The organism is Ruegeria sp. BJ5 (assembly GCF_056537865.1).
In genome coordinates this window covers 1,487,648-1,500,426 of the sequence record NZ_JBQFSH010000001.1, presented here as the reverse complement: position 1 = coordinate 1,500,426, position 12,779 = coordinate 1,487,648, and the positions used below count along the sequence as shown (strand labels likewise).

The following is a 12,779-nucleotide window of genomic DNA, read 5'->3' as shown; positions in this document are numbered from 1 at the left end:
ATAGGCAACAGACCAAACCAAAGTGTCGCGGGATGGAGCAGCCCGGTAGCTCGTCAGGCTCATAACCTGAAGGTCGCAGGTTCAAATCCTGCTCCCGCAACCAAACTCAAAAAATCAAACTACAGCCCGAAAACCCAAACGGCCAACGGGAAGTAAGTAAGATATGCGCGTAGTCACTGCGCGAAAAGTGCAGCGCGCCGCCGAAGAAATCTTGGAATTTTTCGAAACCCTCGTCAGCTCCGCGGCTCTTGGCACACCCGTCACGGTAACCAAAATATCGGTGTCTGCCCTCGGAACGGGACAGTCCGATCACAAGCCGATGGGTGAAAGTAGACCCTGATGATCTGTCGCTATCGGCAGCCGATCCGCCGGATAGGCCGATTGCGGCGCTGCGCGTTTCTTCGTGTCGCCCCTTCACAACGTTCTACAGGTCATCGGACATGATCCGTAGATCGGGCACCTCTTCTATTACCCAGTCTTCGGGCGGGTTCAGTTGCGCCTGTCGTTTGCCGGTGTTTGGGTCTTTGACGAAACGCTGCCGGTTCCAAACCAACCGCCCGATATAGAGTTCGTTGTTCAAGATGCCGGTGCCACGCTGGTAGTTGCCGTAGATCGTCGATGATCCCCATGTGCCAAGGGGGCCGTGAATGCCCTCATTGTTCAGTTGAGCAGCGATGTTGCGTGGGCTTTGCCCATGGCTGTAGTCCTGAAAGATACGTTGAACGATCTGGGCTTAGCTTTCATTGATCCGCCGTTCCCCTGTGGTGATAGACCCGTCTGCGTCCATATCTAGCGCAATGTCGTAACGGTATGTGATACCACCGGTTGATTTACCTTTACGCACACGTCCTTCAAGGTCGCGATGGGTCTTTTGAGCCAGGTCTTTCAGGATCAGGCTGCTCATAGTGCCTTTGAGACCGATATGCAGTTCAGAAATTTCTCCCTCTGCCACGGTTACAATCGGGATGCCCTGAAACCGCATCTGCTTGAAAAAGGCCGCGATATGTTCCTGATCTAGGCTTAAGCGGTCGAGACCTTCGGCTACGACGACTTCGAAATTATCAAGCCGGGCGTCTTCCAAAAGCCGTTGATAGCCAGAGCGAAGATGAGATGCTCCGCTCAGTCCTCGGTCGGAAAAGGTCTGGGCCTCCTGCCAACCATTGCTATTGATCAAGCGCAGGCACAGCCGATGCTGGTCCTCAATGGAGGCGTCACTTTGAAGATCGGTGGAGTAGCCGGCGTGGATAGCGGCGCGCATGGGTCGGGCCTTTCGGCCTTAGGAGCTGGTTGGTCCAACCCGTTATAGGCATGGATTGGGCCGTGTTTTGTACTTTCATTGCAACCCGTTGCAATGAAAGATGCTTCGGTCATAGGTATTTGGCCGAACCGACGAGCGGCTTTAGGGTGCGATAACTTGCCGTTTGCGACCCAAGGTCTTCATCTTTAACTGCAGGAGAGATTGGTAGTCGTCACAGGCTTACAGTCCGATGGAGCGATTGTAATGCTTCTGAGACATGTCCAGCGTGGCATGTCCGAGGATATCCCGGATGATGTTGACATTTTCCGGGTCTGTCTCTGCGAGGCTGGTCGCCGCAATGTGCCGAGAATTGTGTGTGCGCAACTTAACGCCCAGCAAGCGTTTTGCCGCTTTCGGCAGCTCACGAGACAGGCCATTGGCGGTAATCGGGTCTCCATATTGGCTGATCCACAGCGCATTGGATGTCTTGGGTCCAACCAGGATCGGACGATAGATCCCCAGATAAGACACCATCGGTTGCACCAGTAATTTGGGTAGAGGAAACCAGCGCTCTTTTTTGTCTTTGGTGTCCTCAGCCGAAAGATGAACTTCGAAAGCATCAGGGCTTGTATCGTGCGTACCCAAAGTCCATATACACACGGCTTACGTTTTTCTTTTTCGACCTGCTGTCTCCTCAATTCGGCGTTCAGTCTCTCGATTCAGACCGACCACGCCGAGTCGCCGCAATGATGCGGGCGACAAGCATTAGGAGACTTCCACCATGGCAAATGGCACAGTAAAATGGTTCAACTCAACCAAAGGTTTTGGCTTTATCGAGCCTGACGATGGGAAGCGCGACGTGTTCGTGCATATTTCCGCACTTGAGCGTTCCGGCATTAGCGAATTGAAGGACGGCCAGAAGGTTACCTTCGACGTCGAAGCTGGCCGTGACGGACGCGACAGCGCTTCCAACCTGGCACTCGCATAGCCTGCTACGGGCATCCTTCTGGGGTGCCCGGTTGCTCAGAGGGTTCCCAAGAGCCGTTGGAGAACAAGTCAGTTGCAACAGCAGGAATTGACCCGGGCGCTCGTTCAATACCGCGTACCCGATACGAAGCGTAGTGTTTTTGAACTGACTATTACTGTTATCCCTTTTTTCGCGCTATGGGGCGCAGCGTGGTTTGCGCTTTCCCTTGGTGTCTGGGTCGCTATTCCACTGGCAATCCTTAACGCTGCATTTCTGGTGCGTCTCTTCATCATCATGCATGATTGTGGTCACGGATCATTTTTTAAAAACCGTACCGTTTGCAATTGGACAGGCCGGGTCTTGGGTGTTCTCGTCCTCACACCTTATGACGTCTGGCGGCAAAGCCACGCGATTCACCACGCCTCAACCGGCAACCTCGATCGGCGCGGGATGGGCGATATCCCTACGTTAACTGTAGAGGAATATCTGAAGCGAAAGTGGGTCGGGCGTGCCGCTTACAGGTTAATCCGGAACCCCTTCTTCCTGTTCTGTATCGTGCCTGTCTACACGTTCTTTCTGCAAAATCGCTTACCCTTTGGTTTCATGCGGTCAGGCTGGCTGTATTGGGCAAGCGCAATGGGAACAAACGCCGCGATTGCGGTGGTCCTGGCCCTGATTTTTTGGACCGGAGGCCTGGATGTGCTGGTTTATGTATTCCTGCCGACCATGATCGTCGCCGCCTCGATTGGTATTTGGCTTTTCTATATTCAACACCAGTTTGAACACACGACATGGGAACGGGAAGAAGAGTGGAACCTTCAGGACGCCGCATTCTATGGAAGTTCTCATTATGCCTTACCAGGCATCCTGCTTTGGTTCTCTGCAAATATTGGCGTACACCATGTTCACCACCTTGCCAGCCGCATACCGTTTTATCGGCTAAACGAAGTTTTGCGGGACCATTCCGAGTTGGAAAATTGCCAACGTATTACTCTATATGAGAGCCTTCACTGTGCACGATTGCATCTTTGGGACGAAAAAAGCCAGCGCCTGCTGACATTTTCCGAGGCTTTGTCGAACGCCAATTCCAATAGGCATTTAGTGTAGCCTGGCGCGTACCAGATAGGCTTCGACTGTATCACCGCCCAAGGCACGAATGGCCTCTAACCGGTGAAGGCCTTCAATCAGCACGAATCTCTTGTTGTCCGAGCGTATCTGGATCGGGGTTTGCTGGCCGTTTTTCAAAATATCTTCGGCCAGCGTCAGAACTTTTTGTTGATCAAGCGTTTTTGCCCGTTTCACAGGTACATAAATCAGGTCGAGCGGATATGGTCGTTTCTCCAACATAAGCTACGTGACCAACCTTTCGTACATTTGTTCCGATTTAGAGCTCACTTCAAAAGCAGGGGCTGGAACGTGCGTCATAGAACTGAACGAACAGCGTCGCGCAGTTCCTGATGCATAATCCAAGTTGCGGGCTCGTCGTCACTTTCGATGTAAGAAAATGCCAGAACCTGTGCGGCTCCATCATTCTGTGCCGATCCGGCTTCGGGAAGATCCAGCTCCAGATATTCCGCAATCAATAGCCCGATTTTCTTGAAGACCTTGATAGAGGCTTCGCGCGATTTGTAACCGGCCGCCTGAGACAAGTTACCAATGGTCAGACCGTCCTTGCCTGCGATTGTAAGTGCTTTCAGCAACCTGACCTGCGCAGGGGTGAGCCTGATCTGGCGCAATGCCTCGGCATATTCTCTTTCACTGGGAACGAGGGTTCCGGAGTTTCCCTCCAAACGGCGTTGACCGCTACGCTTCCTGTCTCGTGCTTCGAGAATTTCTTTCAAGGCTTCTATAGCCAATGCTGGTGTTTCTCCAACTGCATCGGCAATCATTGTCTGCGTTTTGGCCGGCGGTTTGGGAAATGCCCGTGCAACACTATCGCCGCTCAGAACGCCGGCCTTGATCAAGTACTTTCCAAACTCTTCCTCAATCACTCCTGATACGTCAGCGTTCCGCGACTTACGAACACTGCGGTCCTGAAATGCTCGTTGTTCCAGACCTCGAGCTGACATCTTTGAACCGGAAAGGGTAATTTGAGGGGTATTTTTGCGCATCAGAGAAACACCACTACAACTATCGCTGCGACAAACACCGCCGATGCAATAGATATCTTTATCCCATTGGACCGGCGGCGCGCCTTTTCAGCCTTGATGCTCTTGCCCAGGTTTTCATCAATCGAGTCATTGTTCACGGCTTTGTCCTTCCTGATTTCTCATGCGGCATAGGTTTCCACCAACGCATTGTTATGGCACATTTTCCGTGCACGTATCGTTCTGTCTTGTGAATGGACGATTACATTCCCAACCGTCACCTCTTCGGTTCAAATGAGCGTTGGAAGGAACTTGAATCTTATCGCACCTGTTCCGGTTTGCGCGAAAACCACGTTCGCATTTCCATCCGGAAAAAGTCTCAGGGGCGAGATATGCATCCTGTGGAATTGCCACTGGTTCACAGCTGCTCTCCGCCGCCCTGTAACCTCTGAGGCACACCCATCCATCCGAGCTTCTTTTGTCGCTCAGACGACCGTTTTTTGGGACATCTATTTCAACACAATCCTGGCTCTCTTTACGAAATCCCCAGTTGCAGTGTATTTCCTGCACGCCAAACCGAGTTTCGACGTACCCATTTTGGGGCGAAATCACTTCTTCACACTCTTCTCCGGCACGCTGGAACAGCCGATTGCACGCCCACTGATCTCCGGTTGATGCCAGGTAGGCATTTTCAGGAACTCTTATTTTCTCACAGAGTTCTCCGACATTCTGAAAACCGTGATTGCATTCCCACCCGCGGTCATAGGAGCTACCCGTTAAATATGCGTTTTGGGGTACGTCTGGACTTTGGCAGGATCCGTTTCTGTTTTCGAAACCTTCGTCACAAACCGTTGCACTGGCATTGCCTGCGACTTGGGCAGCAAGCTGCGTTCCTGAGAGCGACACCAAAAGTGTCGAGATCAAACAAAGTATGCAGCGCGTAAACCCAATGAGTGACTGATCCAAACGGAGCCAGAGACCTGATCTATCGGGCATCAAACACGCAATTCATGTGCCAAGTGCTGTTCATGCGGCGCCTTCTTTCCTTGGTCACGCGATGACAGGTGCATGTCCTGTGACAGTTGCAAATGCTTGCGAGGAACGAGCTCATAGCGAAGACCCCAGCGAAACCCGTTCCTATGCTGGGGCACATGCTACAGTTAGTCTGAAGGCCATTGGTTTATCGTAACCGGCAGCATCGCGGCGACGAGATACTTTCACCAATACACTTTTGTGGTTCGTGGCAGCGATAGAGTCAAGGAACTTTCCTTCGTCGCCGTGGCAGCACCGTTAGGGCAGGTAGTAATTGAAACTGCAGGTGACCAAGTTGCCAAACAAGCCTCCGAAAGAAATTAACTGGCAGCGGTCTGACGTTGTAGAGATTTCGGACTGGACCAACAGCGAATACCAACTTTGTCTCGCGTCGCCCTTATCGGGCCTGAGCGCCGCGAAAGTGCTGTACGTGATCAAGGTTTCCAGGTGTCTATAGATGATTGGCCAGACGTCATCAGGAGCAGTGCAGCGACAAAAGTGCCGCATGCTGCGCGATGCTCAAATTACAGCAATGCACATGAAGCGGGCATGGTGCAGTCGCTGAGCATTCGGTCTCAATGACATTGTGAGAAACACTATTGGCCGAAGTTTGAATTCAAACTCCTAACTTGGTGGTTTCCAATTGGCTTGTCTCATGGCGTAACTGAGGTCTTTGCCGTATTTCGAATCTACAAATAGCTCCTCAAAGAGCGCATCCACGCGACTGTCAGGCCACTCGCGTGACAGTTGCTCAGATAGAGTTTGAGCTTCTGCCTTATTCCCCAACATCTGATGTGACGCCATAAGGTAAGCAACGGTTACTGGTCCCACAGGGCCGCCTTTTTCAGCTACGCTTTCAAAGGCTGACACAGCGCCTTCGTAGTCCTTCATATGGAACTTTGCTGACCCCATCGCGTTCTGAAAAACATAACCCCGCTCTAGCTCGATTTTTGAGAGTGCGTCCTCGCTAATTTCTACGACTTGTTCAAACGAACCGGAATAGAGCAGGACCAGCGACACGAACTCCAAAACATGTACATCGTGTGGTGCCAAACGCCGTGCTCTTTGCGCAAATTCTATGGCTTCAAGCCAGTTTCCCTTGGCAAATTTGACCCAAGCCATTGCGGCTTGGCTCCACCCCGCTTCCGGAGCCAATTCGATGGCCCTGTTGGCCTGAGTGTCCGCGTAGTTCAACATGTCCTGAGCTAGGTCGACGTCGGATGTCAGCACTGCAATTGTGGCGGCGACTTGTGCAGCGCCTGCATGGCCGCCGAAATAGCTGTCGTCGTTTTCAATTGCTCCCTGGAATATGGTTAAGGCCGCGTCAAGACGCGCAGGTTCCAAGGCCGGAAAGATCAGGTCCCGACCAGTATGGGCCAGATTTACAGCCTGAAGACGCATTGGGGATGCATCAAAAATGGCGCTGCGCTCATCACGGCTCAGCCCATCGACCGATAAGTCAGTTGGAACATCCTGCTTTGTCGAGCTCACCAAAAAAGCAATCGCACAACAGCCTAGAATTGTGATCCCGACAATCCTAACAGCTGGCCGTGCCAATGCACGAGCACTGGCGTCCAGCTCGGAGAAGTGGGGGTGAGCCGTTTCGGAGCCGCTCCTCGTAATCCGAGGTGCGTAACCACCCTTTGGCAGTTCAAACACCGTTTTTTCCCCGTGCCCATCTGCAGCGTAATATTCGGCAAGCTTGCGTCGCAGGCGCCCAGCGTCCACTCGCACCACATTTTCACGGCGAGCCATCTCGGACATTGATCCGCCATAGACATCCATTGCAATCGTCTTGGCGCGAATTTTATCGGCCCTTCCATTGAGAGACTCCTCGACCACATACGCAAGAAAGTCCTGCAAGCGCTGCGAGCCCGTGAAAGTCGAAGACCTGATAAGCCGCTGAAGTGCCGCCCGAACATCTTTTGCAGCAGGTGACCCGCTCTCATTCAGTGGAGAAGATGTGTCTTTGGTTAAACCCATATTTTCAGTAAGTTACGCATCTGATTACACCGTATTATGCCCCGATATACCTATTGTTAAAAGTGAATTCGTCCAACACTCCCCTAAACCAGTTGATCCATTGAACGAGCTCCGAAATGAAAGGCATCGCCCTTGATAACCTGTTTCCCAACCATCGGGCCGCGATTGCGGACCTAAGGCGGGCGGACACCGTTTTCGATGAAATCTGCCGAGACTATCAGCTTCTAAGTGACGAGTACCTCTCCGTGAACACTGAGCCGAGAAGTCGGTCGTACACGATTGCCCGCGACATCCGCGAGTCTTTGGATGGTCTTCGGGATGAAATTGCTGAATCGCTGCGGCGTGCAGGGAAGATATAATTCAAATAGGGGAAGGGAAACCGATGAGATCAATATTGAAACATGCCACAGCCATGGTGCTGATTTCTGGCGCGGGTTTTGCCCAAGAAGCGCCTATCATACACGACGGCGAGTTCGAGTTTCTCCGCGCGCAGTTTGGCGAGCAATGGGATGCTCAGGATGCGGAGGTAGAAGTTAAGCTTGCCGAGATCCGTGGCGCGAATGGAGGACAACCACCCAACATTCTCTACATTCTGATTGACGATGTGAGTTTCGGTCAAATGGGCAACCGGACGATGAACTATGTCACCGGTTTCGATACGCCCAACATCAATGACTTTGCCACAGAAGGCATGTCTTTGATGCGAATGTACACGGAGCCATCCTGCACACCGACTCGAACGGCGATGTTGACCGGTCGACATCCGGTGCGCGCGGGCGTGGAAGAGGTCAAGGTCGCCCTGGTCGGCGAAGGTCTTGCGTCCGAGGAAGTCACCATCGCCGAAATCCTCAAGGAAGTAGGGTACAACACCGCGCACGTCGGGAAATGGCACCAAGGCGATATTGAACAGGCCTATCCGCACAATCAGGGCTTCGACTGGGCGGCTTTTCCCTTGCATCAGCAGGTTCAGCTGAGCTTGATGACACGTGATGCGATGGTCGCCAACAATATGCTTGGTTACCATTGGTCAGGGCAGTCCAACCAATTTCAATTGGACGAGCGGTTCAAACCCTATGGCCTTGTGACCGGCGTAGAAGGTGAAGCGGGTGGTCTGGCTCGCGAAGTCGAAATGGAGCCCGGCGAAGAATGGACCCAAGCGAAATACGAGGAAATGAACTTGCGCTATCAGCTTCAAGCATTGGAGCAGCTGGAGCGGCTGGCTTCGCAGGACGCGCCATTCTTTATGCAATACTGGCCACTCTATCCGCTGAACTTTGCTTATCCTGAGCAGGCCGTATCTCGCAACGGCGGCTTCCATGCGGACAAATTGCAGGTTCTAGACGGTTGGATCGGCGAGGTTTTGGCCAAGCTGGATGAAACCGGCAAGGCAGACAATACCGTCGTCATGATCATGGCCGACAATGGTTTGATGTACCACTACGAAGGTACATCCGGCCTGAACCAGCTGATATATCGCGGCGGAAAGACACAGCACCTTGAAGGCGGAGTGCGAACCGATGCCTTTATCCGCTGGCCCGGCGCCATTGAGGCGGGCAGCGCGGCAGGTGACATCGTGCACGTATCTGACCTGTTCACCACCTTCGCCCGTATAGCAGGTGCGACTGACCGTATTCCACGGGACCGTGTGATTGATGGCATCGACCAGACGGCATTGTTGCTTGAGGGAGAAGGCAATTCGCGCCGTGACTACGTCTACGTGTACGAAGGGCCTGTTCTGCGCTCAGTTGTGAAGCAAGAGTTCAAGATGCATTTGCCGGCCCCCGGCCAGCCCGGCGCTGCGGCCCCCGTTTTCAATGTCTATCGAGACCCACGTGAAGAACATCCGCTTGTCGGGTACTCACTATGGTCCGGTGCATCTTTCCAAGACATGGTGAAGCGCCATCAGAAAACTATAGCAAAGCACCCGCATCTGCCACTGGGAAAGGGCGTTCCGTATGAGGGGATCGAGAACCTTCGTCCTGAAAGCGAACTGACCCGAGAAGTCTTCTCCAGTTGGCAATGATGAATGTAGACGGCGGCGCAAACCCGTCGCCGTCTAACCAGACCATTCAATTTCTCTCAGGCATATGATGCCACGCATCTTCCTGTGTTTTGTTCCCCTGATCTCTGCGCTGCTCGTGGTGGGCTATGCAGCCGAAGCTGAGGAAACGCGTCAATTCCATTGGCTGTGGTGAACAACACCGACATTCGATATCAGTATTTTGATTTGGGAGGGGGTACAGACCTTCAGGATTCCTTTGTCGATGGTGCATACATGCTGCGCCCTGATCTAAAACTAAAATACGAGCTCCACTAAAATTCAACGAATGCGACTGGCGAAAGGTTCAACGGGTTCGAAAAGACCAGCTTCAAGCTGATCTACTTTCCCTCACAGAAACCCTTGTCTGACACCTGGAGCAAAAAATCCGCACTTGGTTTGGAGTGGATCCTCGATTTTGGTGACCCCGACGAAGGCATCGGCATCGGTACGGATCAGATCGCCCCATTTGGTGGGTTCGCTTTTGCAAACACGAATACTGGGCTGACTCTGATCCCTCTGGTCCAGCACTTTGCTTCGCATAACGCTTCTACTTGATATCAGCCAAATTGCGCTGCGCCTGATTGCGCTTCAGCCATTTGGTGACGGGTATTGGGCAAAAGCAGATATCAAAGCGCCATACGATTGGGAAAATGACGCGTGGCCCGCGACCGCCGAGTTCCAGATCGGTAAAAACCTCAACCCTGGAACTGCTCTCTACACCGATGTGTTGGTCGGTATTGGTGCTAACAGACCCTACGACCAAGGTGCCGGGATAGGTCTCAGGTCCAACTACTAAGCACCGCCAATATGCAAGGAAGCTTTGATGCTCCACCTCAGATGAATTAGCGCCCTCGTAGTTCTGACCGGCGTATTTTCTATGCCCGGGCTTTCCCGCGCTCAGACTCTACCTGCGCCAGGTCAAAACGAAACAGGCTGTCGGCATGGAGCCTCATTCTATCTGTTCACACCCCTGCGAATCACGGGTAAGTCAACCGTGGCTGGACAATCCGCGGATTTGGATCTGGACCTTGGTGACGTTCTGGATGTGCTCGATTTCGCGGCAGCTGGCCAGTACGAGGCATGGAACGGGGGTTTTGGGATAATCGTAGATGCGAATTAAGTGGTGATCGAACAGTATACCACTTTGCCTGGCCCCCTGGGAGCCGGGGTTAACGTTGACGTTCGTCAAAGATGGTTTGGTGAACTGTGGCCTTACTGTATTTCAGATGGCGAATACAGCAGCAGCGGCCAGAGATGTACAATCGATCTCCAGGGCGGCCTGAGGTACAATTCCATCCGTTAGGAAATCGACATAGCGACCCCAGGTCTGGGAAACCCACCAACATTGGACGGAGATCAGGGTTGGATAGAACCAGTCGTCGGCATACGCGGAATGTGGCGGCTAAACCAGAAATGGACTGGGATTGCGTCTGTGGAACTTGGCGGTTTTGGTGCCGGTGGAAATGATCTCCAGATTGGCACAAGTATTGGCTTTGACTATCAGCCCTGGGAGAAAACCTCACTGACATTCGGGTATCGTTACTTTAGCGTCGACTATAGCGACACACTGAGTTCCGGTGAATTTGCCTATGACGTCGATCAGCATGGTCCATACATTGGTATCAAGTACTTTTTCTAGCGAGCGGGCGTAAGGTGAATTTCATAAGAAACGAACTGGGCCGGAAACTCGCGCTGCGTCAGCTCAGTCGCTAGTCTGATCGCGGCCGGGCCACATGTGCTTAATCGCGTTGAAGGTCGATCAACACCGGCATCAACTGCAACTGCAAAGCGCGGTTACCTCCGGCATTTGGTTAGCAAAAAACTCGGTTCATATTGTCTCCCTTGGGTTGCGAACATTCCTTGATTGTTCAGCCTTCGATGACGGCTTTGTCCGCACAACGTAATTCTAAGAGTGGCAACACTGACGTCCGCTTGGCGAATAAACCTGACATCTCAATTGCGTTCGGAAACGGTGGTTGCGCCCTCCCGCAACCAAACTCAAAAAATCAAACTAGCGCCCAAAAAACCAAGCTGTGGGCAAAGGTCGGCCCTATTCCGATAAGGCAATGCCTTGGGGCGCCAAGCAGAAGCGCTTTGGGAGTGTTTCAGCGAAAGTGGTCCACTGTAACGACGCACCTTCACGCCCGATGAGCCAATCCGCCTAACTTACGTTCGCGCTACCGTCGATGCGATTGACATCTGTGTTGGGAAAGAACTCTGCCCAGACGTGCCAGAACAAACCGGCACGCAAGGTTTCAACCCGCGTGAGTTGCCCCTGATCGCTATTTCCCCAAAAGTCACAACGCTTTACTGGTTTGCCGCTGTCGTTGTACCAGACCCCGAGGCTTTCGAAATGTGGGTCTATTTGAACCACAAGATCACGCCCTCCGACTTGTGTGTTCACCAGCCAGTTCTGGTCAACCACGAAGTCGTCGGTCCAACACACGGCATCCGACCCGATGGTCACGCCCCAAACAGGTGTCTTGTTGGGCAGGCGCGTGTCAGGCGCGCGCTCCATGTTGTCCATGACGGGGTCAGCCTCCTGATGCTGCCTGGCGATCCCCCATCCGAAAACGATCTCCAGCACCATGTCCAGCAGTCTCAGGAACGGGTTGCTCGACGGCTTGTTCAGAAAGACCTCACCGTCCGGGTAGGCTTTCTTGAAGCCACGGAATGTCATGCGGAACGTTGGCCATGGCTCCATTTGAGCTTCCGGACGCAATGGGCAGGCGGGCCCGTCCGACGCGGTGTCCCGATCCGCTTCTCGGAACCCATAGATGTGTTGGATTGGCTCCCCGGAGTCGTTGTCCCGCAGGATCAAGTTGTTGCCATGTTGCGCTAGAACTTGAAGGTTAAGCCGTTTTCCTTCGATGGATGGCCTGTAACCCTGACCAAGATTGGCCATTGCGCAATAGGTCATGACCACGTCTTCGCCCCCAAGCCCCTTGGCGTCGCCGGCCAGATGCGGCCGCATGATCTGGGCGTCAGGATGTGCCCGGGCGAGATCGCCGTTTGTTATCACGATCACGGGCGCGGTCGGTCCGACGAACCGTTCGGCTTCGGCAATGCTGTAATACCGGGCTGTGTTGAGCTGGTTTCTCAACCCTAAATGGACCCACACATAGGGAAAGCCATACAGAACCAATGCCAGAGCCGCGCCCAACCACCAGATCGCGCCGATGCCGGCACCGAACGCAAAGTGGGCTATGGTCGCAACCGCAAAAGCCGCAAGGCCAAGCCCGATCAACCGATATTCGTTGCGAATGAAGCGGATCATGTTTTCTCGCTTTACCTTCAGCAACATCTGGGAAACGTCACCGAGGTCGCGGAAATAGACAAAGCCAATCCCGAGCGAGATAGCGAGGCCAGTATAGAAGATCAGATTGGCAAGCATGGAGGTGCCTCTTGAACGTGGCGGGCCGAGGTGAGGTC

Annotated in this window: 13 protein-coding genes and 1 tRNA gene; 6 read left to right on the top strand and 8 right to left on the bottom strand. The window is 53.1% G+C overall.

The window, feature by feature from the left end; translation table 11 throughout:
- Window positions 1–26: 26 nt before the first annotated feature.
- A tRNA-Met gene (locus ACR0NY_RS07460) sits at window positions 27–103 on the top strand.
- A gap of 321 nt (window positions 104–424) precedes the next feature.
- Here ACR0NY_RS07460 and ACR0NY_RS07455 read toward each other — a convergent pair.
- From ACR0NY_RS07455 to ACR0NY_RS07445, 3 genes are all read right to left on the bottom strand, one after another.
- Window positions 425–727, bottom strand: a complete 303-nt coding sequence (locus ACR0NY_RS07455; RefSeq protein ID WP_170339364.1) for a recombinase family protein — start codon at window positions 725–727, stop codon at window positions 425–427.
- Window positions 728–733: 6 nt separating this feature from the next.
- Window positions 734–1,258: a recombinase family protein gene (locus ACR0NY_RS07450; RefSeq protein ID WP_170337398.1), complete on the bottom strand. Its 525-nt coding sequence runs from the start codon at window positions 1,256–1,258 to the stop codon at window positions 734–736.
- Between the two features lie 219 nt (window positions 1,259–1,477).
- Window positions 1,478–1,882 (bottom strand): site-specific integrase, encoded by a 405-nt coding sequence (locus tag ACR0NY_RS07445; RefSeq protein ID WP_170337399.1) that lies wholly within the window; start codon window positions 1,880–1,882, stop codon window positions 1,478–1,480.
- A 136-nt stretch (window positions 1,883–2,018) separates the two neighbouring features.
- Between ACR0NY_RS07445 and ACR0NY_RS07440 the strand changes: the two genes are divergently transcribed.
- A complete protein-coding gene (locus ACR0NY_RS07440; RefSeq protein ID WP_170337400.1) occupies window positions 2,019–2,225 on the top strand; it encodes a cold-shock protein in 207 nt (68 codons plus the stop codon).
- Between the two features lie 72 nt (window positions 2,226–2,297).
- Window positions 2,298–3,311 carry a fatty acid desaturase gene (locus ACR0NY_RS07435; protein WP_170337401.1) on the top strand — a complete coding sequence of 338 codons (1,014 nt, stop codon included), beginning with the start codon at window positions 2,298–2,300 and terminating at the stop codon, window positions 3,309–3,311.
- Here ACR0NY_RS07435 and ACR0NY_RS07430 read toward each other — a convergent pair.
- The 4 genes from ACR0NY_RS07430 to ACR0NY_RS07415 form a co-directional block, all read right to left on the bottom strand.
- The gene (locus ACR0NY_RS07430) at window positions 3,303–3,551 is read right to left on the bottom strand and encodes a ParB N-terminal domain-containing protein (protein WP_170337402.1); all 249 of its coding nucleotides are present in this window, start codon (window positions 3,549–3,551) and stop codon (window positions 3,303–3,305) included. The genes ACR0NY_RS07435 and ACR0NY_RS07430 overlap by 9 nt on opposite strands.
- Before the next feature lie 74 nt (window positions 3,552–3,625).
- Window positions 3,626–4,315, bottom strand: a complete 690-nt coding sequence (locus ACR0NY_RS07425; RefSeq protein WP_170337403.1) for a hypothetical protein — start codon at window positions 4,313–4,315, stop codon at window positions 3,626–3,628.
- Window positions 4,315–4,452, bottom strand: coding sequence for a hypothetical protein (locus ACR0NY_RS07420; protein ID WP_170337404.1), 138 nt, complete (start codon window positions 4,450–4,452; stop codon window positions 4,315–4,317). Before ACR0NY_RS07420 ends, ACR0NY_RS07425 begins: the two co-directional genes overlap by 1 nt.
- Before the next feature lie 1,495 nt (window positions 4,453–5,947).
- Entirely contained in the window at window positions 5,948–7,186 is a 1,239-nt protein-coding gene (locus ACR0NY_RS07415; RefSeq protein WP_170368914.1) for a tetratricopeptide repeat protein, read from the bottom strand.
- Window positions 7,187–7,422: 236 nt separating this feature from the next.
- Here ACR0NY_RS07415 and ACR0NY_RS07410 point away from each other — a divergent pair, with 236 nt between their 5' ends.
- From ACR0NY_RS07410 to ACR0NY_RS07400, 3 genes are all read left to right on the top strand, one after another.
- A complete protein-coding gene (locus tag ACR0NY_RS07410; RefSeq protein WP_170337406.1) occupies window positions 7,423–7,665 on the top strand; it encodes a hypothetical protein in 243 nt (80 codons plus the stop codon).
- Window positions 7,666–7,700: 35 nt separating this feature from the next.
- Window positions 7,701–9,329: a sulfatase-like hydrolase/transferase gene (locus tag ACR0NY_RS07405; protein ID WP_254432914.1), complete on the top strand. Its 1,629-nt coding sequence runs from the start codon at window positions 7,701–7,703 to the stop codon at window positions 9,327–9,329.
- A gap of 378 nt (window positions 9,330–9,707) precedes the next feature.
- On the top strand, window positions 9,708–9,902 hold the full coding sequence (locus ACR0NY_RS07400) for a hypothetical protein (RefSeq protein WP_170368913.1): 195 nt from the start codon (window positions 9,708–9,710) through the stop codon (window positions 9,900–9,902).
- A gap of 1,606 nt (window positions 9,903–11,508) precedes the next feature.
- On the opposite strand, the gene ACR0NY_RS07395 is transcribed toward ACR0NY_RS07400, so the two are convergent.
- A complete protein-coding gene (locus tag ACR0NY_RS07395) occupies window positions 11,509–12,741 on the bottom strand; it encodes a DUF3179 domain-containing (seleno)protein (RefSeq protein WP_170337409.1) in 1,233 nt (410 codons plus the stop codon).
- Between the last annotated feature and the right edge of the window lie 38 nt (window positions 12,742–12,779).

Coding starts and splice junctions, on each gene's coding strand:
- ACR0NY_RS07450 (WP_170337398.1), bottom strand. CDS start 1,258: ATGCGCGCCGCTATCCACGCCGGCTACTCCACCGATCTTCAAAGTGAC.
- ACR0NY_RS07440 (WP_170337400.1), top strand. CDS start 2,019: ATGGCAAATGGCACAGTAAAATGGTTCAACTCAACCAAAGGTTTTGGC.
- ACR0NY_RS07430 (WP_170337402.1), bottom strand. CDS start 3,551: ATGTTGGAGAAACGACCATATCCGCTCGACCTGATTTATGTACCTGTG.
- ACR0NY_RS07425 (WP_170337403.1), bottom strand. CDS start 4,315: ATGCGCAAAAATACCCCTCAAATTACCCTTTCCGGTTCAAAGATGTCA.
- ACR0NY_RS07410 (WP_170337406.1), top strand. CDS start 7,423: ATGAAAGGCATCGCCCTTGATAACCTGTTTCCCAACCATCGGGCCGCG.
- ACR0NY_RS07395 (WP_170337409.1), bottom strand. CDS start 12,741: ATGCTTGCCAATCTGATCTTCTATACTGGCCTCGCTATCTCGCTCGGG.